Origin of the sequence: Rhodovulum bhavnagarense (assembly GCF_004343505.1) — a bacterium.
GTDB lineage: Bacteria > Pseudomonadota > Alphaproteobacteria > Rhodobacterales > Rhodobacteraceae > Rhodovulum > Rhodovulum bhavnagarense.
Map to the genome: position 1 here is coordinate 25,995 of NZ_SLXU01000010.1, position 20,986 is coordinate 46,980.

A 20,986-nucleotide genomic window follows, 5' to 3' on the forward strand; every position below is an offset into this window, starting at 1 on the left:
GGCGAACCGCCCGCAGGCCCGATGCCGTCATGGCGCCGCGCCTGTTCCAATCGCGCCGGGCTTGGTCTAGCGTTGCGAAATGACTACCGCGCTCCTGACCCATCCCGATTGCCTGGGCCACCTGGTGCCGCCGGGCCATCCCGAGCGGCCCGAGCGGTTGAAGGCGGTGACCGAGGTCCTGGCCGCCGATTCCTTTGCGCCGCTTTTGCGCATCCCCGCGCCGCTGGCCCATGAAGAGGCGGTGCTGCGTGCCCATCCCCGGATTTATCTCGATATCCTCAAGGCTGAGATCCCGGCCTCTGGTTTCGTGGCGCTTGACGCCGATACGCATGTGTCGCCCGGTTCGATAGAGGCCGCGTTGCGCGCGCTGGGGGCGGTTTTGCGCGGGGTCGACATGGTGATGGGCGCAGAGGTGACAAACGCCTTTGCCGCCGTGCGCCCGCCCGGCCACCATGCCGAGGAAAACCGCGCAATGGGATTCTGCCTGTTTTCCAACGTGGCGATCGCTGCGAAATACGCGCTGGATCACCACGGCCTGTCCCGCGTCGCGGTGATCGATTTCGACGTGCATCACGGCAACGGCACCCAGGCGATTCTCTGGGACGAACCGCGCGCGCTGTTCGTATCGACCCACCAGATGCCGCTATGGCCCTTTACCGGTTCGCCGGATGAAAAAGGGGCCCACGACAACGTGCTGAACGTGCCCCTGCCACCCCGTTCGGATGGGGAACGCTTTCGCGGCGAGGTTGAGGGCCGCGTGCTGCCGCGGCTTCAGGCCTTTGCCCCCGAGCTGGTGCTTGTCTCGGCGGGGTTCGACGCACATACCGCCGATCCTCTGGCGCAGTTGCATCTGCGCGAGGATGATTTCGCCTGGGTCACCGAACGCCTGTGCGACATCGCCGACGCCCATTGCGGCGGGCGGCTGGTCTCGACACTGGAGGGTGGATATGATCTGGATGCGCTGGCCGCGTGCGTTGCGGCGCATGTAAAGGTTCTGATGGAGCGGGGGGTATGACCGACAAGCCTGTTGCCGAGATGAGTTTCGAAGAGGCCATGGCCGCGCTGGAGGCCGCTGTGGCCGCGCTGGAACGGGGCGACGTGCCGCTGGAAGAGTCGATCAACCTCTCGCAGCATGCCGCGGAACTGAAACGCCATTGCGAGAAGAAGCTCAAGGACGCCGAGGAAAAGGTCGCCGCCATCGCGCTGGATGGCGAGGGCAACCCGACGGGCACCGCGCCGGTCGAGGGTCTTTGACTCATGTTCGAGGCGCAACTGAAATCCGCCGCCGCGCGGATCGAAACCCGCCTTGCATCGGCCCTGGCAGGGGCCGCAGACCAGCCCGTGACCCACGCGATGCGCTATGCGGTGTCGGGGGGCAAGCGGCTGCGCGGCTTCCTGGTGATCGAGGGCGCGGCGCTTTACGGCATTCCGGCGGAACAGGCGGTCCACGCTGCCGCCGCGATCGAGGCGTTGCACGCCTATAGCCTCGTGCATGACGATATGCCCTGCATGGACAATGACGATCTGCGCCGCGGCCAGCCGACCGTGCATGTCAAATGGGACGACGGCACCGCCGTTCTGGCGGGCGATGCGTTGCAGACGCTGGCCTTCGAGATGCTGGCCGATCCGTCTTGCCACCAGGACCCGACCGTGCGGATCGATCTGGTCGCCTCGCTGGCCCGGGCCTCGGGGATCGACGGGATGGTTCTGGGCCAAGCCCAGGATATCGCCGCCGAAACCGCCGGCCGGCCCCTGACGCTGGACGAGATCACCGACTTGCAGGCCAACAAGACAGGCGCGCTTATCCGCTGGTCTGCCGAGGCGGGTGCGCGTCTGGCCCGTGCCGATATCGCGCCGCTGTCGGGCTATGCCACCGCGCTGGGACTGGCCTTTCAGATTGCCGATGACATTCTTGATGTCGAAGGCGACAGCGAAAAGACCGGCAAGCGCGTGCAAAAGGATGCCGCGGCGGGCAAGGCGACCTTTGTCTCGCTCTTGGGGCTGGACGGGGCTCGTGCCCGTGCGCGCGCGCTGGTCGAAGAGGCCGAAACCGCGCTTGCGGTGTTCGGTGACCGGGCAGATCCCTTGCGGGCGGCGGCCCGCTTCGTTATTGCCCGCGAAGCCTGAGATGCGCAAAACGCCCAAGGAGGGCAAGGATTTGACCGATCTTCCGACCACCCCGCTGCTGGACCGTGTGTCGAGCCCCTCCGATCTCAAGGGCTTGTCCGATGCCGAGTTGACAGAACTGGCGGGCGAGGTCCGGCAGGAAATGATCGGCGCGGTGTCACAGACCGGTGGCCATCTGGGTGCCGGGCTGGGCGTGGTGGAACTGACCGTCGCGTTGCATGCAGTGTTCGACACGCCGCGCGACCGGCTGGTCTGGGATGTCAGCCATCAATGCTATCCGCACAAGATCCTGACCGGGCGGCGCGACCGCATGACCACGCTGCGCCAAAAGGATGGTCTGTCGGGCTTTTGCAAGCGCAAGGAAAGCGAATACGACGCCTTTGGTGCGGGGCATAGTTCGACCTCGATTTCCGCCGCCCTCGGGTTTGCAGTTTCGCGCGAATTGGGCAGTGCCCCCGAGGCAGGGGTAGGCGATGCCATCGCGATCATCGGCGACGGTGCGCTGACGGGGGGCATGGCGTTCGAGGCGTTGAATCACGCCGGCCACCTGGGCACGCGGGTGATCGTGATCCTGAACGACAACGAGATGTCCATCGCGCCGCCCGTGGGGGCGATGTCGCGCTATCTCAACCGCCTTTATGCCGGTGCGCCCTTCCAGGAGTTCAAGTCGCTGGCCAAGGGCGCGGTGCGCCACCTGCCCTCGCCGCTGCAAGAGGGAGCCAAGCGCGCCAAGGACCTGATCAAGCATGTCACGGTCGGTGGCACCCTGTTCGAGGAGCTGGGCTTTTCCTATGTGGGCCCGATCGACGGGCATGACATGGATCAGTTGCTGACGATCCTGCGTACCGTCAAGACGCGGGCCACCGGGCCGATGCTGCTTCATGTCATCACGCAAAAGGGCAAGGGCTATGCCCCCGCCGAGGCGGCCGCCGACCGGTGTCACGGGGTTTCGAAATTCGACATCGTTACGGGCGAGCAGAAAAAGAGCCCGGCCAACGCCCCCTCTTATACCAAGGTATTCGCGAATGCCCTGATCGCCGAGGCCAAGGCCGATCGCAAGGTGGTTGCGATCACGGCCGCGATGCCCGATGGAACCGGGCTGAACCTGTTTGCCGAACGCTTCCCCGAACGCTGTTTCGACGTGGGAATCGCCGAACAGCATGGCGTGACCTTTGCCGCGGGCCTTGCGGCGGGTGGGCAGAAACCCTTTGTCGCGATCTACTCGACTTTCCTGCAACGCGGGTACGACCAGATCGTGCATGACGTGGCGATCCAGCGCCTGCCGGTCCGTTTTGCCATTGACCGGGCCGGGCTGGTCGGTGCCGATGGTGCGACCCATGCGGGGGCCTATGACGTGGCATTCCTGGCCAACCTGCCGGGTTTCGTGGTGATGGCCGCCGCCGACGAGTCTGAATTGATGCACATGGTTGCCACCGCCGCGGCCCATGACGAGGGGCCCATCGCCTTTCGCTTTCCGCGGGGCGAGGGCGTGGGCGTGGACCTGCCCGATAGGGGTGTGCCACTGGAAATCGGCAAGGGCCGCATGATCCAGGAGGGCGCCAGGGTCGCGCTTTTGAATTTTGGCGCCCGGCTGAAAGAAGTGAAAGAGGCCGCGCAGATGTTGGCCGCCAAGGGCATCACGCCGACCATCGCGGATGCCCGTTTCGCCAAGCCGCTGGACGAGGAGTTGATCCTGCGACTGGCGCGCGATCACGAGGCGCTGATCACCGTCGAGGAGGGCGCGGTTGGCGGCTTTGGCAGCCACGTGGCGCATCTTCTGGCTGAAAAGGGCGTCTTTGATACGGGGGTGAAATACCGTTCCATGGTTTTGCCCGACATTTTTATCGACCAGGCAAACCCGGCCGATATGTATGCGGTTGCGGGGATGAACGCCCCCGATATCGAGGCCAAGGTCCTGGACGTGTTGGGCGAGGCAGACGCGGCGGCCAGGCGGGCCTAGAAAAATACGCCCGCCAGCGCCACACCGGCGCTGACAAAGGCGTAGCCTGCGATGATATAGGCGCCGTCCAGCGTCATCAGGCCGATCGCGAACAAAGTGATCGCACTTGCCGCGACCGTGGCCAGCATGGGCACGAATTCCATAAGCGGCATCACCAGCGTCACCGCGAGGCAGGTCAACAGCGCGACCGAACTCAGCGGCTGGCGCGTCAGGCGAAGCAGGCGGGGGCGGACATGCCGGTCGACCCAGCCGGCAGGGCGGCGCAGCCACTTGACCGCCCGGCACATCCGCCTGGCCGGGATACTGCGGCGGGCCAGCGTCCGCGGCAGCCACAGGCTGGAACGGCCAAACAGCATTTGCACTGTCACCAGCCCCATGATCAGCGCACCCATTGTCGGCATTCCGGGTATCGACGAGACCGGCGAGACCAGGATCAGCGCGGGCAGCAACAAGAGTGGGGCAAAGGACCGTTCGCCCAAGCCTTGCACGATCTCGGCCACGCTGACCCGGTCGCTCTGGATACTGGCAACCAGTCGGTCCAGAACTGCGTTGACGGTCAACGCCTCGCCGGACCGGTGCATCCCCTGGCCGTCATCCATGCTGTTTTTGATCCGCTGCGAGGATGGCCGCCAGCCCCTCACGGTAATCGGGATAGCGCAGGCATATGCCCAGGTCAGTCTTGATGCGGTCGTTTCCCACCCTCTTGGATTCGGCATAGAACCCGCGTGCCATCGGGCCGAGCCCGGCCGCCTCAAGGGGAATCTCGGGCGGCGCCGGCAGGTTCAGCAACCGGGCGGCAAAGCCGATCACGTCCTGCGGCGCGGCCGGTTCGTCATCGGCAAGGTTGTAGATCGCACCGGGGGCTGGTGCGGCCATCGAGGCGGCCAGCACCTGCGCGATATCCTCGACATGGATGCGTGAAAACACTTGTCCGGGCTTGACGATGCGCCGCGCGGTCCCGTCGCGTATCTGGTCAAAGGGCGCGCGTCCCGGCCCATATATCCCCGCCAGCCGGAAGATGTGCAACGGCAGCCCCAGCCCGGCCCAGGCCCGTTCGGCCGACAGCCGTGCCTGCCCGCGTTCGGTCATGGGGGCGGGGGGGGTGTCCTCGGATACCCAGCCGCCAGCATGATCGCCATAAACCCCCGTAGTCGACAGGTATCCGACCCAACGCAGTTTCGACGCAGCCATCAGTGCCGGCCTCAGCGCGGCCACCACCGGATCGCCCTCTGGGCCAGGGGGGACAGAGCTCAGGACATGGGTGGCCTTGGCCAAAGCCGGGTCAAGGTCTCCGCTGGGCCAGATCACCGGCTCGACCCCCGCATCGCGCAACGCCGCCGCGCGCGCGGGGCTGCGGGTGGTGCCGATCACGCGCCAGCCGGGGCCAAGCTGCCGGGCCAGTTCCTGCGCGCAATAGCCATGGCCAATCGAAAGAAGTACGTTTTCCATCCCCTTTAGATCGTATAGCCCGCCCGCAAGCGCAAGGTGTCACTGCCGGGGTTGAACGACGCGTCCTTGTGCGACATCTTTTCCTGAGCGCAAACAGGGGAACCGCGATGCAGATACCGGCCTGCGAGCACCCGATCGAAACGCCCCGACTGCCCGCGCCCGAGGCGTTTACCGACCCCGCCGCGGCGGTGACCCGCCTGATCGAGATCTACGCGGCCTCGGTCGGGTTCCTGCGCGACCGGTTCTCGCAAACCTTGCAAGGACACGCATCGCGCACCCGGTTCCGTGCGGTCTATCCCGAAATCCGGTTTGTCACCACCAGTCACGCGCAAGTGGACAGCCGGCTCAGTTTCGGTCATGTCGCCCAGCCCGGCCCCTATGCCAGCACGGTGACACGGCCCGATCTGTTTGCCAATTATCTGCGCCAACAGATCGGACTCCTGGTGGAAAACCATGGTCAGCCGGTGGTGATCGGTCCCTCTGACACGCCCATCCCGGTGCATTTCGCGATGACCGGGGCCGAGGGGATCAGCGTTCCGCAAGAGGGGGTGCTGGATTTCCCGCTGCGCGATCTTTTCGACGTGCCCGACCTGGGCACCACCAATGACGATATCGTCAATGGCACGCTGTGCTTGCCCGAGGGCGCAGCCCGCCCTCTTGCCCCATTCAGCGCGCAGCGCGTCGATTACTCGCTGGCGCGGCTTTCCCATTACACGGCCACCGCGCCCGAGCATTTTCAGAACCACGTCCTGTTCACCAACTACCAGTTCTATGTCGATGAATTCGAGGCCTATGCCCGCACCGCCCTGGCCGATCCCGCCAGCGGCTATTGTGCGCTGATCGGTCCCGGCAATCACGAAATCACCGAGCCGCGCGCGCCGCTGCCTGTGCTTTCGAAGTTGCCGCAGATGCCAGCCTATCACCTCAAACGGCCCGACGGGCAGGGGATCACGCTGGTCAATATCGGGGTGGGGCCGTCCAACGCTAAAACCGCGACCGACCATATCGCGGTGCTGCGCCCCCATGCCTGGCTGATGGTGGGGCATTGTGCGGGGCTGCGCAATTCCCAGCGGCTGGGCGATTTCGTGCTCGCCCATGCCTATCTGCGCGAGGATCACGTGCTGGATGACGACTTGCCGGTCTGGGTGCCGATCCCGGCGCTGGCCGAGATCCAGGTGGCGCTGGAGGACGCGGTCGAAGAGATCACGCGGCTGGAAGGGTTCGAGTTGAAGCGGATCATGCGCACCGGCACGGTTGCCACCATCGACAACCGCAACTGGGAACTGCGCGACCAGTCCGGCCCGGTGCAGCGCCTGTCGCAATCCCGCGCCATCGCGATGGACATGGAAAGCGCGACGATCGCGGCAAACGGGTTCCGGTTCCGTGTGCCCTATGGCACGCTTTTATGTGTCTCCGACAAGCCGCTGCATGGCGAGTTGAAGCTGCCGGGCATGGCCAGCGATTTTTACAAGACGCAGGTCGCACGTCACCTTGCGATCGGAATACGGGCGATAGAGCGGCTCCGCGAGATGCCACTCGAACGAATTCACAGCCGCAAGTTGCGCAGTTTCGAGGAAACCGCCTTTCTGTAAGGGAAAATTGGGGGAATACGGCCACAAAACCCTTGGAAATCGCCCCGATTCCACCACAAATCGTTGTGTGCCCCCCCAAGATGACGTTAAATCACTGCGATCTGCCCCCAATAAAAGGGCCCGAACGAGGAGACGACACATGGCAAAACCGATGACCAAGACGCAGCTTGTCGCTGCCCTGGCCGAAGAGATGGACGCCGACAAGAAAGTGGCCTCTGCCGCGCTGGACGCGATTACCGATATCATCACCCGCGAAGTATCCGCAGGTGGCGCCGTGACCCTGCCGGGCGTCGGCAAGATCTATTGCCGCGAGCGTCCCGAGCGCATGGTGCGCAATCCCGCCACCGGCGAGCAGTTCAAGAAAGAGGCCGACAAGGTGGTCAAGATGACCATCGCCAAGGCGCTGAAAGACAGCGTCAACGGCTGAGCCTTACGCGCACGGCAGAATTCTTCTAGGGTCGCCTCGGGGCGGCCCTTTTTGTTTGGCCGGCCGTTCGGGGAGGGATGATGGATTTCCGTGCATTGGCGATGGGGTTGGCTTTTGCCTTCATCTGGGCCTCGGCCTTTACCTCGGCGCGGATCATCGTGGCCGATGCTCCGCCCCTGAGCGCGCTGGCGCTGCGGTTTCTTATCTCGGGTCTTCTGGGGGTCGGGATCGCGGCCGCGCTGGGCCAGAGCTGGCGGCTGACGCGCGCGCAATGGCGCGCGACCGCAGTGTTCGGAATCAGCCAGAACGGGCTTTATCTAGGGCTGAATTTTGTCGCCATGCAGACGCTGGAGGCGTCGATGGCCTCGATCATCGCCTCGACCATGCCGCTATTGGTGGGCTTGTTCGGGTGGCTGGTGCTGGGCGAAAGATTGCGTCCGCTTGGCGTGCTGGGGCTGGTGGTGGGGTTTTCTGGGGTCGCCCTGATCATGGGAACGCGCATTTCGGGCGGCGTGGATCTCTTTGGGCTTGTTCTGTGTATCGCCGCTGTCTTTGCACTGACGGCTGCGACATTGTCGGTGCGCGGCGCATCCTCGGGAGGAAACGTGCTTATGATCGTGGGGTTGCAGATGCTTTTGGGAGCGGCGGCGCTGGGTGGTGCGGCGCTGGTCGCGGGCGAGGCATGGGAGGTGACCTGGAGTGCGAGGCTTATCGCGGCCTTTGCCTATACGACGGTGTTTCCCGGCCTGGTCGCCACGCTGATCTGGTTCCTGTTGGTGCGCCGTATCGGCGCGGTGCGCGCGGCGACCTTTCATTTCCTCAGCCCGTTTTTCGGTGTCGGCATTGCCGCGATCCTGCTGGGCGAGCGGCTTGGGCCGTGGGACATCGCCGGGGTGGCGGTCATCATGGCAGGCATCCTGGCCGTGCAACTGTCCAAGCAGGCGAATCCAGCACGCGGGTCGCAGGGGGCTTGAGCGCACGGCCCTTTGGCGCCTGTCGACGGCCGGGGGGCGCTGCCCCCCGGACCCCCCGGGGTATTTCGGCCAAGAAGAAGGGGCGGTCGTCGCGGGCAAGAGGATGGCAGGATTAACCGATCTGTCCGCGGTTTTCCCCCACCTGTCCGCGATGCAACAGCCAGTGGTCCAAGATCACGCAGGCCATCATCGCCTCGGCCACGGGCACCGCGCGGATACCGACGCAAGGATCATGTCGCCCGCGTGTCACGATATCCGTTTCCTCGCCGCCGCGGGTGATGGTGCGCCGCGGTGTCAGGATCGACGAGGTCGGCTTCACCGCGAAACGGACCACGATGTCCTGACCGGTCGAGATGCCGCCAAGGATGCCGCCCGCGTGGTTCGACGAGTAGATCGGCCCGTCCGGCCCCATCGTGATTTCATCGGCATTCGCGCTGCCGGTCAGGGTGGCCGCGGCCATGCCCTCGCCGATCTCGACGGCCTTGACGGCGTTGATGCTCATCATCGCGGCGGCGAGATCGGTATCCAGCTTGCCATAGATCGGTGCGCCCAGCCCCGCGGGCACGCCGCGGGCGACGACCTCGACGACCGCGCCGACGGAATCGCCGGACTTGCGCAGCCCGTCGAGATAGGCGGACCAATCCTCGGCTGCTTGCGCGTCGGGCACCCAGAACGGGTTGCGTTCGATCTGATCCCACTCGAAGCGGTTCGGGTCGATGCGGTGTGGGCCGATCTGTACCATGTAGCCGGTGATCGAGACCTCGGGGGCCAGCATGGCCAGTGCCGCGCGCGCCACGCCGCCGGCGGCGACCCGCGCCGCCGTCTCGCGCGCCGAGGACCGGCCGCCACCGCGATAATCGCGGATGCCGTATTTCTGCCAATAGGTGATGTCTGCATGGCCGGGGCGGAACTTCTCGGCGATCTCGCTGTAATCCTTGGACCGCTGGTCGGTGTTGCGGATCATCAGCTGGATCGGCGTGCCGGTGGTCTGCCCCTCGAACACGCCCGACAGGATTTCCACAGCGTCCGGTTCCCGGCGCTGGGTGGTGTACTTGTTCTGACCCGGTTTGCGTCGGTCCAGCCAGTATTGCAGCGCGTCGGCATCCAGCGCCACGCCCGGCGGGCAGCCATCCACCGTCGCGCCAAGCGCGGGGCCGTGGCTTTCGCCCCAGGTGGTGACGCGGAACAGGTGACCGAAGGTGTTCAGGCTCATGGCAGGCACTCCTTTGGCCCCGGCATAGCGGGCAGGCCCCGGCCCCTCAAGCGCTTTCACTTGCCGCGGGTGGGTCGAGGGGATAGGCTGGGTGCGCCTCGGGGTGCCCTTCTGTGAGTGGGCTGAGATGCGGGACCGGCCCGCGAACCCGTTGAACCTGACCCGGTTAGAACCGGCGGAGGGAAGGTTAATGGATATCGCTCCACCCTTGCCCGTCCGCCCCCATCGTTGGAGGAGGACCATGAAATTTCCGATCATCGCCACCGCGGTGCTGGGCGCCACCACGGCATTGGCCGATATGCCCGTCTTGACCGTCTATACTTATGACAGCTTCGTGGCCGACTGGGGCCCCGGCCCGCAGATCGAGACCGCGTTCGAGGAGGTCTGCGGCTGCGACCTGAAATTCGTGGGCGCGGGCGACGGGGCGGCGCTGCTGGCGCGGCTCCAGCTTGAGGGGGTGCGCACGAGGGCCGATGTCGTGCTGGGGCTGGATACCAACCTGACAGCCGCCGCCGCCGGGACCGGGCTTTTTGCCAAACACGGGATCGAAGCCGAGTTCAATCTGCCGGTGGACTGGGATGATGACATGTTCCTGCCCTTCGACTGGGGGTATTTCGCCTTTGTCCATGACAAGACGCGTCTGCCCGATGCACCGGACAGTTTCGAAGAGCTGATCGCGGCCCCCGATGATCTCAAGGTGGTGATCCAGGACCCGCGCTCTTCTACGCCTGGCCTGGGCCTGATGCTGTGGGTCAAGGCGGCCTATGGCGCGCGCGCGCCCGAAATCTGGGCGGGGCTTGCGCCGCATGTCCTGACCGTGACCAAGGGCTGGTCGGAGGCTTATGGCATGTTTCTCGATGGCGAGGCTGACATGGTGCTGAGCTATACCACCTCGCCAGCCTATCACCTGATCGCGGAGGGAGATGACACCAAGGCGGCCGCGCCCTTTGACGAGGGACATTACATGCAGATCGAGGTCGCCGGGCGGATCGCCTCTTCGGAACAACCGGAACTGGCGCAATCTTTCCTGAACTTCATGTTGAGCGATGCGTTCCAGTCGGTGATCGCGACGACCAACTGGATGTATCCGGCGGTCACGCCCGAGGGGGGCCTTCCGAGAGGGTTCGAGACCCTGATCACCCCCGAGACCGCGCTGATCTTCGCCCCGGGCGAGGCGGCAAAGCTGCGCGAGGAGGCATTGGCCGAATGGCGCGACGGGCTCAGCCGCTAGGGGCGGTGGTTCCCGCAGGGGTGGCCGCAGGGGCGCTGGTGCTGGCGCTCTGCCTGGGTACGCTGGCGGCCGTGGCGTGGCGGGCCGAGGCGGGCGGGGGTCTGGGCGCGGCCGATTGGGCGGCGATCCGCTTTACGCTGTTTCAGGCCGCCTTGTCGGCGGGGCTGAGTTGTGCCTTGGCCATCCCCGTGGCGCGGGCGCTGGCTCGGCGCCAGTTTGCCGGGCGTGGCCTTTTGATCACGCTGTTGGGCGCGCCCTTCATCCTGCCGGTGATCGTGGGGGTGGTGGGCCTGTTGGCCCTGTTCGGCCGCAACGGGATGGTCTCGGCGGCACTGGCGCCCCTGGGCCTGGGGCCGGTTGATATCTATGGGCTGCACGGTGTTTTGCTGGCGCATGTCTTTTTCAACCTGCCGCTGGCCACGCGGTTGATCCTGCAAGGATGGCTGGCGATCCCGGCGGAACGGTTCCGGCTGGCCGCAGCCCTTGGCTTTGGCCCCGGTGACGTGGTCAGGCGCCTGGAAGTCCCGATGCTGCGCGAGGTTCTGCCCGGCGCCTTTCTCGTCACCTTCCTGATCTGCGTGACGAGTTTCGCCGTCGTCCTGACACTTGGGGGCGGTCCGCGGGCCACGACTGTGGAACTTGCGATCTACCATGCCTTTCGGTTCGAGTTCGATCTCGGACGCGCTGCGCTGTTATCGTTGATCCAGTTCGGGATGTGCGCGGCCGCGGCGCTGATGGCCTTGGCGGTTACGGTACCCGGGGGCTTTGGCGCGGGACTGGACCGGCCATTGAAGCGTTGGGATGCCGATCATCTGGGCTTGCGGATGCAGGACGCGGCATGGCTGGGCCTGGCCGGGTTGTTCCTGCTGGTGCCGCTGGCGCTGATCGTCTTGCGCGGATTGGCGGGGCTGGCCGAGATGCCCGCCGCCGTCTACGCCGCTGCGCTGCGGTCGCTGGTGGTGGCCTTGGTTTCGGCGGCGGTGACGGTGGGCCTGGCCTTGCCCCTTGCCTTGGCGGCGAACCGGTTGGGCGGTCTGCGCGGTACGGCGTTGCAGGGGGCGGGGATGCTGGCCATCGCCGCCTCGCCGCTGGTGATGGGGACCGGGCTTTTCCTGCTGTTGTTCCCGGTTGTCGATCCGGTTGCGCTGGCCCTGCCGGTGACGGCCGTGGTCAATGCCGCGATGAGTCTGCCTTTCGCGCTGCGTGCGCTTGGCCCGGTCCTGGCCGAGACCGAGCGCAGCCATGGCCGGCTGGCCGATAGCCTGGGGTTGCACGGTTACACACGGCTGCGACTGGTGACCCTGCCACGTCTGCGCCGCCCGCTGGGCTTCGTGCTGGGGCTGTCGGCGGCGCTGTCTATGGGTGACCTGGGGGTGATCGCGCTGTTTGCCGATCCGGCGCAGGCAACGTTGCCGCTACAGCTTTATGGCCTGATGGGCGCCTACCGGATGGAGGCCGCCGCGGGGGCTGCGCTTTTGCTGTTGGCGCTCAGCCTGGGGCTGTTCTGGATTTTCGACAGGGGAGGGCGTGCGAATGCTGCGGTTTGACGGCGTCGAGATCCGGCAGGGCAGCTTTTGCCTGAGGGCGGATTTCGAGGTGGCCCCGGGTCGCATCCTGGCGCTGCTTGGTGCTTCGGGGGCGGGAAAATCAACGCTGATCGACGCGGTGGCGGGGTTCGTGACCCCGCGATCGGGTCGGATCACCTGGCAGGGCCAGGATATTACATTGCGGCCACCCGCGGACCGGCCCGTGTCGATCCTGTTCCAGGATAACAATCTCTTTCCCCACCTGAGCGTGGCGCAGAACGTAGGGCTTGGCCTGCGCCCCGACCTGCGTCTTTCATCCGCGCAACATGATGCGGTGGCGGGGGCGCTGGCGCGGGTCGGGCTGGCGGGGTTCGGGGGGCGCATGCCGGGCCAGCTTTCTGGTGGACAGCGCAGCCGGGTTGCCCTCGCGCGAACACTGTTGCGCGGACGGCCGGTGATGCTGTTGGACGAGCCCTTTGCCGCGCTTGGGCCTGCGCTGAAATCCGAGATGCTGGACCTTGTTGCCGCGCTTGCCAAGGATGCCGGCGCGACGGTTCTGATGGTAACCCATGATCCCGAAGATGCGCGTGCCATCGCGTCGGAAACCGCGCTGGTGGCCGATGGTCGTGTCCATCCCCCACATCCGACCGGGGCGCTGTTGGCCGATCCGCCAGAGGCGTTGCGCCGTTACCTGGGGTGATCGCGCCGTTGGGCGCATCTGGCCCGGAGGGTGTCAGCAGAACGATCGCGAAAAGAAAACGCGCCCCGAGGGGCGCGTTTCCCGCTTGGTCAGGCCGTTGGCCGGATCAGACGGATTTCTTGGGCTTGTAAGGGGCCCAGAGCCGCTTGTTGGTGAGGTAGAGCAGGACCGTCAGCGCCAGCAGGATGCCGACCGAGATGAACCCGGCCTGCTTGCGCTGCATCAGCTTGGGCTCGGCTGTCCACATCAGGAAGGCGGAAACGTCCTGGGCAACCTGTTCGGCGGTTGCCTCGGTGCCGTCGGCGTAATCCACGTCATCGCCAAAGATCGCGGGGGCCATGGCGCTCCAGTTGTCCGGGAACACCTCGTTGTAGTAGTAGAAGGTCCCCGCCTCTTCCTTGGTCTCGTCGCTGAAGCTCAGCAGGTAGGTGGCGATGTACTCGGGGCCACCGATACCCTTGAACAGCTGGTTCAGACCCAGGCCGTTCGGCCCGTGAAAGCCTGCGCGCGCCTTTGCAATCACGGTCAGGTCCGGCGCGCCCGGATAGGTGCCGGCCGGGAAGTGATCGGTCGGCTTGCCGGGGCGCCAATCCTCGATCTCGGGATCAAAGACCTCCCAGCTTGCCGCGTAGTCGCGCATTGCCTGTTCCGACAGGGCAGGCCCGCCGGGTTCGGAAAGGGCGCGGAACGGCAGAAGTTCCAGGCCGTGGCAGGCGGAACAGATCTGGGTGAAGACCTGAAGCCCGCGCTGCAACTGGGCCTGGTCATAGGTGCCCATGACCCCTTCGAACGGGAAGTCGAAGTCGGTGACATGCCCGCCACCTCCGGCGGCCTGGGCACTGCCCGCCCCCAGCGTGAGGGCGGTCAGCGCGGTGATCGTGAGTTTCTTGAACATCTTTTACGATCCCTTCTCTCACTCGGCCGGGGTAGCGGTGCCGGAGGCAGCGCCGTCGCCGTAGTGCGCGTTGTAGTCTTCTTCGATGGTTTCAGGCTGCGGTAGCGGCTTCTCGATCACACCGAGAACCGGCAGGACCACCAGGAAGTAGGCAAACCACACCGCCGAACCGATCAGCGCGATGGTCGGGTAGATACCCTCGGCCGGCATCGCCCCCGCCCACATCAGGACGAAGAAGTCGATGAAGAAGATCCAGAAAGCGACCTTGAACATCGGACGATAGCGGCCCGAACGCACATTCGAGGTGTCCAGCCAGGGCAGCAGGGCCATCACGATGATCGAGCCGAACATCGCGATCACGCCGAAGAACTTGGCGTCGATCACGCCGAAGGATACCCATTCGAGGATCTGCACCAGCCACACGTCGCCGTCAAAGGCACGCAGGATGGCATAGAACGGCAGGAAGTACCATTCGGGCACGATGTGGGTCGGCGTCACCATCGGGTCGGCCGGGATGTAGTTGTCCGGGTGGCCCAGATAGTTCGGCATGAAGCCCACGATCGCGAAGAACACGATCATAACGATCCCCAGCGCGAACAGGTCCTTGATCACGAAATAGGGCCAGAACGGCAGGGTGTCGCGGTCGGCCTCTTCCCTGGAAGTGCGGCGCACCTCGACCCCGGTGGGGTTGTTGTTGCCGGTCGTGTGGAAGGCCCACACATGCACGATCGACAGGCCCAGGATCACGAAGGGCAGCAGGTAGTGCAGCGAGAAGAACCGGTTGAGCGTTGCGTTGCCCACGGCGGGCCCGCCCTGCAACCAGATCAGGATCGGTTCGCCAACCCACGGGATCGCGCCGAACAGGCCGGTGATCACGGTGGCCCCCCAGAAGGACATCTGGCCCCAAGGCAGCACGTAGCCCATGAACGCGGTCGCCATCATCGCCAGGTAGATCAGGATGCCGATGATCCAGGTCACCTCGCGCGGGGATTTGTACGAGCCGTAATAGATGCCGCGGAAGATGTGCAGGTAAACGGCAACGAAGAACAGCGAGGCGCCGTTCATGTGCAGATAGCGCAGGAAATGGCCGCCGTTGACGTTGCGCATGATGTGTTCGACCGAGGTAAAGGCCATGTCGACATGCGGCACGTAATGCATTGCCAGAACGATGCCGGTGATGATTTGCAGCACCAGCGCAAAGAACAGAACGACGCCCCAGATCCACATCCAGTTCAGGTTCTTGGGGGTGGGGATCATCAGGGTGTCGTAAAGCAGTCCGACAATCGGCAAGCGCCGATGCAGCCACTTTTCAGAGCCGCTTTTCGGCTCGTAGTGATCGTGAGGAATACCGGACATCGGGCTCTCCCTTAACCGAGTTTGATCGTCGTCTCGTCAACGAAAGACGCGACCGGGATGTACATGTTCTCGGGCGCGGGGCCCTTGTGGATGCGACCCGCGGAGTCATAGTGCGAGCCGTGGCAGGGGCAGAACCAGCCGCCGAAATCCCCCGACTGGTTGCCGATCGGCACACAGCCCAGATGCGTGCAGACCCCGATCATCACCAGCCAGCGACCTTCTTCGTCCATGGTGCGGTTCTGATCGGTCGCAGGGCCGGGCTTGTTGGGGTTGCGCGAGTCGGTGTCGCGCAGGCTGTTGACGTCAAAGCTGCGGGCCAGCTCGATGTCTTCTTGTGTGCGCAGGCGGATAAAGACGGGCTTGCCCAGGTACTTGACCGTAATCTGCTGGCCCTCGACCACCTGGCTGACATCGACCTGGATCGAGCTGAGCGCGCGAACATCGGCAGAGGGGTTCATCTGGTCCACCAGGGGCCAGACTGCCGCCCCGGTGGCGACAACACCGGCGCCCGCCGTGGCGTAATAAAGGAAATCGCGGCGGGAGCCGTCGGTATCTTCTGCGTGCGACACGAGAATTCTCCTTTCCGTGGCCGGTGTGCCGGCCGATTCCATGACAACGGAACCGGGGCATGGCCCGGCCGTTTGCTTGACTTACCTATCCCCCGTAATCACTTGCGTCCAGCGGACATAGTCGCGCAGCGCAGTGTCAAGGGGGCGAATGGCATATCGTCGACATTGGTATACCCCCGGGCCTGACGGGCAGCTACCTTAAATTCGTTTTAAGTGGTCGTTCTGGGACGTTCTGGCGCAGCGGCGGGGCCGCATGGCGGTGCGGGTGCCGCTTGACGTTCACGCCGTGTTGACCGCAAGGGTGGTTGTGGGCGCCCGCTTGGCGCACCGGGGCGCGAAAGGCTCAGACGCGGCGCAGGCGCAGCCGTCCCAACGCCGTGGCGTCGACCTCGACCCCCGGACCGTTACTGCCGACGCGAATCGTGCGGCGCCAACGGGCGGTGCCATTGGTCTGTCCGGGCTCATGGCGCAGGCGCAGCCCCTCGTCTATATCGTCCATCGCATCCTCTGCCCGCTGGTCGCGGCGGGCGGGCTCGCGCAGGCTGGTGAGTGCATAAACCGCGAGTGCGACCGTGCCGTAACGCAGCGCTGTTCGCGCGAGGACTGGCGCAAGCGTCGCAAGGGGCAGGGGCATCGCGGCATCTCCGAATGGAACGGGTAAGAGTTTAGGCCAGCCATGCGGCGACTGTCCATTCACGTGTATGCAAGCCCATTCAGGTGGCGCAAAGCCGCCCGTCGGCCTGGCCGGTGATGGTGGCGGTGACGATCCGGCCCTCGGGCCTGTCGACGGCAAAGGCAACCTCTGTGAACTGCTCGGTCCGGCCCATGCGGGGGTGTTCCATCAGGATCTTGTGGGTCTTGCCCAGTTGGCCGTCCAGATGCTGTTCGACCCGAGCCGTTCCGGCCGCGCGCAGCCGGGCTGCGCGGTCGCGGATCGCGGCGCCGTCCACCTGGGGCATCCGGGCGGCGGGTGTGCCCGGCCGGGGCGAATAGGGAAAGACATGCAGCCAGGTCAGCGCGCAGTCCTCGACCAGACGCAGCGAATTTTCGAACATCGCCTCGGTCTCTGTGGGAAAGCCCGCAATGATGTCGGCGCCAAAGGTCATGTCCGGGCGCAGCCGCCTCGCCTCGGCGCAGAACCCGATCGCATCGGCGCGGGAATGGCGCCGCTTCATCCGTTTCAGGATCAGGTCGTCACCCGATTGCAGCGATAGGTGTAGATGCGGCATCAGCCGCTCTTCATCGGCGATGGCGGCCATAAGCGCCGGGTCGGCCTCGATGGAATCGATCGATGAAATCCGCAGCCGCGGAAGCTCGGGCACCAGTTTCAGGATGCGCCGCACCAGATCGCCCAACCGCGGTGTGCCGGGCAGATCGGCACCCCAGCTTGTCAGGTCGACCCCGGTCAGGACCACCTCGTTATAGCCGCCGGCCACAAGGCGCGCGATCTGGTCCACCACCACGCCGGCGGGCACGGACCGGGAATTTCCGCGGCCATAAGGAATGATGCAAAAGGTACAGCGGTGATCGCAGCCGTTCTGAACCTGCACATAGGCGCGCGAGCGCGTGCCGAACCCATCGATCAGGTGGCCGGCGGTTTCGCGCACCGACAGGATGTCATCGACCCGAATCTTTTCGCCCTGACCAATGAAGTCAGGGCCATGGGCGATATCGGCCCATGTATCGGCGTGCATTTTCGCGGCATTGCCGAGGACGAGATCGACCTCGTCCATCTCGGCAAAACGGTGAGGCTCCGTCTGTGCCGCGCAGCCGGTCACCACGATCCGAGCCCCGGGATTCTCGCGTTTCAGGCGCCGGATTTCCTGCCGTGCCTTGCGCACGGCCTCTGCGGTCACGGCGCAGGTGTTCACGATCACCGCGTTGTCCAGCCCGGCCTGCGCGACAAGCTCTTTCATCGCCTCGGTTTCATAGGCGTTCAACCGGCAGCCAAAGGTGGCAAAGAGGGGGGCGGGGCGGTCCATCACGCGCTCCCGACGAATGCGGCGGTGAAAACCCCGTCAAAGACATGCGCTGTCGGCCCGGTCATCCAGACGCCATCCTCGCGCCAGTCGATCAGGATCGTGCCGCCGTCCAGGTCGATCCGTACCCGCCGCCCGGTCAGCCCCCGCCGGGCCGCGGCCACCGCCGTTGCGCATGACGACGACCCCGAGGCCAGCGTGATGCCGGTGCCCCGTTCCCAGACCCGCATGCGCAGGTGATCCGGGCCGACCAGGTGGGCGACCTGCACGTTGGTGCGTTCGGGGAAGAGCGGATGGTATTCGTGTTCTGGACCAAAGGAGGCGAGGTCGACCGCCTCGGCATCCGTGACGAAAAAGGTGCAATGCGGATTACCCATGCCGGTGGCCACCGGGTCGCCCTCGATCGGCAGGTGAAGCGTATCCGTATCCCCTGCCAGCGGCACCGAGGCCCAATCCAGCAGTGGCAACCCCATGTTGACCGAGGTCAGCCCGTCCCCCGCATCGACCGCGGCCAGCCGCCCGCGTTCCGTGACGAGCGCCAGTTCCCTTGCGCCGCTTTCTGTCATCAGGTGGCGCGCGATGCAGCGCGTGGCATTCCCGCAGGTCGCCGAAACAGAGCCGTCGGCATTGTAAAACACCAGCCGTGCGTCGGCGTCGGGATGGGCCTCGATCACTGCAAGCTGGTCGAACCCCACACCGCGATGGCGGTCGGCGATTGCCGTGACCAGCCCGGCGGGCAGGGCCACCTTGCCCCGCCGATTGTCGATCACGACGAAATCGTTGCCAAGCCCATGCATCTTGAGGAAGGGCAGGCCGTTCATATGTGCCTCTTGCGTCATGGACAGCGCATATAGCGGGGCGCCCGCGACGAATCCAGCGATGGCATGAAAAAACGCCGATTTTGCCCTTGACCGCCCTCGCGCGTTTTTCTAGGTAGCAGGCCTCACGTGGGCCGTTAGCTCAGTTGGTAGAGCAACTGACTTTTAATCAGTGGGTCGCAGGTTCGAATCCTGCACGGCTCACCACTGAAATCAAAGGTTTCTTGGTAATACGGCTGATTGCGGTCTTGCGGTTCTTTACTTGGGCCGCATTCGGGGCGCGCAAATCACCTGGATCGAGGCGGTCTCGTGTGGGCTGTTGCGGACGGCTCGGAGGCATTGAATCCGATCCAGCCCCAGCCACACCCGCGGGCGAGCGTTGGCGTGGGCCTTATTCCGCAGCCGAGCGAAGGCTGGCCATCAGGTTATGAAACTTCTCGCCCTGTACGGCGACATGGGACCGGATTGCGTCTGACGCGGCTTGGGCATCGCCCTTTTCCAATGCGGCAACCACGGCCTCGTGTTCGGCCATGGACTGGGCAAGCCGGCCACGCAGGCGCAATTGCAGGCGGCGGAAGGGGGTCAGCCGGCGATGTAACCGGCGGCATTCCTGTTCGAGATAGGCGTTGCCCGACTGTCGATAGAGGATCGCGTGAAAATGTTCGTTCTCGCGATAGTAGCCGTCGGCGTCGCGGGCCTCCACCGCGGCCTGGCAGCGGGCATTCGCCGCGCGCATCGCGGCCAGGGCGTCGTCGCTTATGCGAACGGCCGCGAACCGCGCGCAGGCGGCCTCCAGTTCGGCCATGACCTCGAACATCTCCAGCAGTTCCACCGGGCCGGGCTGGCGCACGAAAACACCGCGGCGCGGCTGCTGTTCGACGAGACCCGACACGGCAAGACGCTGCAGCGCCTCGCGCAGCGGTGTGCGCGAGACCGAAAAGCGCTGCGCGAGCTGCGTTTCGTCCAGGCGCTCCCCGTCGGCGAAGGTGCCGTCGAGGATCATGCCCTCCAGCGTTTCGGCAATGGTATCGGATCGCTTCTGCGTCATGGCGCAAGTATACGACCACCCCATCTGTGCGACAAGCTTGGCATTCTTGTATACAAAAATCTTGACGACGCGCGATTCGGCTGCAACTCTTCCCCGGGATGGCCCGAAACAGGGCCACACCTAGGGAGGAAAATATGAACCGTTTCACGACTGCCGCCATCGCGGCGGCCTTTGCTGCCGTGGCCGGCGCTGCCGGGGCCGAGACCCTGCGCGTTTCGCATCAATGGTCCGAGAGCGACGTGCGCCACAAGGTCGCCCAGATCGTCGCCGACGAGGTCGCCGCGGCCGATGTCGACCTCGAATTGCAGATCTTCCCCAGCCAGTCGCTGTTCAAGGCGCGCGAGCAATACAAGCCGTTGGCGCGTGGTCAGGTCGACATGATCGTGCTGCCGCTGTCCTACGCCGGCGGGCTGCGCAACGCCTACAATCTGACCCTGATGCCCGGTCTGGTGAAGAACCATGACCACGCCGCGCGCCTGAACGAGTCCGAGTTCATGGACGAGATCGAGGCGATCATGGCCGAGGACGACATCATGGTCCTTGTCCACGGTTATCTCGCGGGTGGCTTTGCGGGCAAGGACGGGTGCATCACTGCCCCCGAGGATGTCAAAGGCAAGCAGATGCGCGCCGCCGGCAAGGCGTTCGAGCAGATGCTGGCCGGTGCGGAGGCCTCGATCGCCTCAATGGCCTCGTCCGAGATCTACAACGCGATGCAGACGGGCGTTCTGGATGCGGCGATCACCTCGTCCTCGTCCTTCGTATCCTACAGGATCTACGAGCAGGTCGCCTGCTTCACGCCTGCGGGCGACTACGCGCTGTGGTTCATGTACCAGCCGATGCTGATGAACAAGTCGGTGTTCGAGGGCCTGACGGAAGAGCAGCAGGCGGCGCTGATGGCCGGCGCCGAGAAAGCACAGGCCTATTACCTGGAAGAGGCCAAGAAGCAGGACGGCATGGCGCGCGAGGTTTTCGCCGAGAACGGCGTCGAGATCGCCGAGATGACCGAGGAAGAGTTCGACGCCTGGCGCGCGATCGCGCAGGAAACCGCCTATGCCGCCTTCCTGGAGGGCTCGCCGGACGGGCAGCGCCTGCTGGACCTCGCACTGTCGGTCGAGTGATCCG

At 65.2% G+C, this 20,986-nt stretch carries 21 protein-coding genes, 1 tRNA gene and 1 riboswitch; of the genes, 12 read left to right on the top strand and 10 right to left on the bottom strand.

Features of this window, described 5'->3' with window-relative positions; translation table 11 throughout:
* The first annotated feature begins 79 nt into the window (after positions 1-79).
* Genes EV663_RS10585 through dxs form a run of 4 tightly spaced genes read left to right on the top strand, consistent with a single transcriptional unit; the run spans position 80 to position 4,087 of the window.
* Positions 80-1,015, top strand: a complete 936-nt coding sequence (locus EV663_RS10585) for a histone deacetylase family protein (RefSeq protein WP_132951773.1) — start codon at positions 80-82, stop codon at positions 1,013-1,015.
* Complete coding sequence (locus EV663_RS10590) at positions 1,012-1,254, top strand: exodeoxyribonuclease VII small subunit (protein ID WP_132951774.1); 243 nt, start codon at positions 1,012-1,014, stop codon at positions 1,252-1,254. Before EV663_RS10585 ends, EV663_RS10590 begins: the two co-directional genes overlap by 4 nt.
* 3 nt (positions 1,255-1,257) lie before the next feature.
* The gene (locus EV663_RS10595) at positions 1,258-2,127 is read left to right on the top strand and encodes a polyprenyl synthetase family protein (RefSeq protein ID WP_132951775.1); all 870 of its coding nucleotides are present in this window, start codon (positions 1,258-1,260) and stop codon (positions 2,125-2,127) included.
* 31 nt (positions 2,128-2,158) lie between these two features.
* Positions 2,159-4,087 (top strand): 1-deoxy-D-xylulose-5-phosphate synthase, encoded by a 1,929-nt coding sequence (dxs, locus tag EV663_RS10600; RefSeq protein ID WP_132951776.1) that lies wholly within the window; start codon positions 2,159-2,161, stop codon positions 4,085-4,087.
* Here dxs and EV663_RS10605 read toward each other — a convergent pair.
* Complete coding sequence (locus EV663_RS10605) at positions 4,084-4,686, bottom strand: exopolysaccharide biosynthesis protein (protein WP_165910179.1); 603 nt, start codon at positions 4,684-4,686, stop codon at positions 4,084-4,086. The two genes, dxs and EV663_RS10605, sit on opposite strands and share 4 nt — an antisense overlap.
* Positions 4,679-5,536, bottom strand: coding sequence for an SDR family oxidoreductase (locus EV663_RS10610; protein WP_132951778.1), 858 nt, complete (start codon positions 5,534-5,536; stop codon positions 4,679-4,681). Before EV663_RS10610 ends, EV663_RS10605 begins: the two co-directional genes overlap by 8 nt.
* Before the next feature lie 107 nt (positions 5,537-5,643).
* Between EV663_RS10610 and EV663_RS10615 the strand changes: the two genes are divergently transcribed.
* The 3 genes from EV663_RS10615 to EV663_RS10625 all read left to right on the top strand — a co-directional run bounded on the left by EV663_RS10615 (position 5,644) and on the right by EV663_RS10625 (position 8,529).
* Positions 5,644-7,128, top strand: coding sequence for an AMP nucleosidase (locus tag EV663_RS10615; protein WP_132951779.1), 1,485 nt, complete (start codon positions 5,644-5,646; stop codon positions 7,126-7,128).
* Between the two features lie 139 nt (positions 7,129-7,267).
* Positions 7,268-7,555 carry an HU family DNA-binding protein gene (locus EV663_RS10620; RefSeq protein WP_132951780.1) on the top strand — a complete coding sequence of 96 codons (288 nt, stop codon included), beginning with the start codon at positions 7,268-7,270 and terminating at the stop codon, positions 7,553-7,555.
* 80 nt (positions 7,556-7,635) lie between these two features.
* The gene (locus tag EV663_RS10625; protein WP_132951781.1) at positions 7,636-8,529 is read left to right on the top strand and encodes a DMT family transporter; all 894 of its coding nucleotides are present in this window, start codon (positions 7,636-7,638) and stop codon (positions 8,527-8,529) included.
* Between the two features lie 112 nt (positions 8,530-8,641).
* Here the strand turns inward: EV663_RS10625 and aroC are convergent, their stop codons facing one another.
* Positions 8,642-9,742 carry a chorismate synthase gene (gene aroC / locus EV663_RS10630; RefSeq protein ID WP_132951782.1) on the bottom strand — a complete coding sequence of 367 codons (1,101 nt, stop codon included), beginning with the start codon at positions 9,740-9,742 and terminating at the stop codon, positions 8,642-8,644.
* An 89-nt stretch (positions 9,743-9,831) separates the two neighbouring features.
* Positions 9,832-9,943: riboswitch (TPP riboswitch) on the top strand.
* A 40-nt stretch (positions 9,944-9,983) separates the two neighbouring features.
* Between aroC and thiB the strand changes: the two genes are divergently transcribed.
* The 3 genes from thiB to EV663_RS10645 are packed head-to-tail and all read left to right on the top strand — an operon-like array spanning position 9,984 to position 13,199.
* Positions 9,984-10,973 (top strand): thiamine ABC transporter substrate binding subunit, encoded by a 990-nt coding sequence (thiB, locus tag EV663_RS10635; RefSeq protein WP_132951783.1) that lies wholly within the window; start codon positions 9,984-9,986, stop codon positions 10,971-10,973.
* Positions 10,949-12,520, top strand: coding sequence for a thiamine/thiamine pyrophosphate ABC transporter permease ThiP (locus EV663_RS10640; RefSeq protein WP_132951784.1), 1,572 nt, complete (start codon positions 10,949-10,951; stop codon positions 12,518-12,520). The genes thiB and EV663_RS10640 overlap by 25 nt, the downstream gene beginning before the upstream one ends.
* Positions 12,507-13,199: a thiamine ABC transporter ATP-binding protein gene (locus EV663_RS10645; RefSeq protein WP_132951785.1), complete on the top strand. Its 693-nt coding sequence runs from the start codon at positions 12,507-12,509 to the stop codon at positions 13,197-13,199. Before EV663_RS10640 ends, EV663_RS10645 begins: the two co-directional genes overlap by 14 nt.
* 106 nt (positions 13,200-13,305) lie before the next feature.
* Here the strand turns inward: EV663_RS10645 and EV663_RS10650 are convergent, their stop codons facing one another.
* The 6 genes from EV663_RS10650 to dapF form a co-directional block, all read right to left on the bottom strand.
* A complete protein-coding gene (locus EV663_RS10650; RefSeq protein WP_132951786.1) occupies positions 13,306-14,094 on the bottom strand; it encodes a cytochrome c1 in 789 nt (262 codons plus the stop codon).
* Between the two features lie 18 nt (positions 14,095-14,112).
* Positions 14,113-15,450, bottom strand: coding sequence for a cytochrome b (locus tag EV663_RS10655; RefSeq protein ID WP_132951787.1), 1,338 nt, complete (start codon positions 15,448-15,450; stop codon positions 14,113-14,115).
* An 11-nt stretch (positions 15,451-15,461) separates the two neighbouring features.
* Entirely contained in the window at positions 15,462-16,019 is a 558-nt protein-coding gene (gene petA, locus EV663_RS10660) for a ubiquinol-cytochrome c reductase iron-sulfur subunit (protein ID WP_132951788.1), read from the bottom strand.
* 343 nt (positions 16,020-16,362) lie between these two features.
* Positions 16,363-16,653: a hypothetical protein gene (locus tag EV663_RS10665; protein ID WP_132951789.1), complete on the bottom strand. Its 291-nt coding sequence runs from the start codon at positions 16,651-16,653 to the stop codon at positions 16,363-16,365.
* A gap of 79 nt (positions 16,654-16,732) precedes the next feature.
* The gene (mtaB, locus tag EV663_RS10670; protein WP_132951790.1) at positions 16,733-18,001 is read right to left on the bottom strand and encodes a tRNA (N(6)-L-threonylcarbamoyladenosine(37)-C(2))-methylthiotransferase MtaB; all 1,269 of its coding nucleotides are present in this window, start codon (positions 17,999-18,001) and stop codon (positions 16,733-16,735) included.
* Positions 18,001-18,819: a diaminopimelate epimerase gene (gene dapF / locus EV663_RS10675; protein ID WP_243697942.1), complete on the bottom strand. Its 819-nt coding sequence runs from the start codon at positions 18,817-18,819 to the stop codon at positions 18,001-18,003. The genes mtaB and dapF overlap by 1 nt, the downstream gene beginning before the upstream one ends.
* Before the next feature lie 128 nt (positions 18,820-18,947).
* Here dapF and EV663_RS10680 point away from each other — a divergent pair.
* Positions 18,948-19,023: transfer RNA gene (locus tag EV663_RS10680), tRNA-Lys, on the top strand.
* 184 nt (positions 19,024-19,207) lie between these two features.
* On the opposite strand, the gene EV663_RS10685 is transcribed toward EV663_RS10680, so the two are convergent.
* The gene (locus EV663_RS10685) at positions 19,208-19,864 is read right to left on the bottom strand and encodes a GntR family transcriptional regulator (RefSeq protein WP_132951792.1); all 657 of its coding nucleotides are present in this window, start codon (positions 19,862-19,864) and stop codon (positions 19,208-19,210) included.
* Positions 19,865-19,998: 134 nt separating this feature from the next.
* Between EV663_RS10685 and dctP the strand changes: the two genes are divergently transcribed.
* Entirely contained in the window at positions 19,999-20,982 is a 984-nt protein-coding gene (gene dctP, locus EV663_RS10690) for a TRAP transporter substrate-binding protein DctP (RefSeq protein ID WP_132951793.1), read from the top strand.
* Positions 20,983-20,986 lie beyond the last annotated feature (4 nt).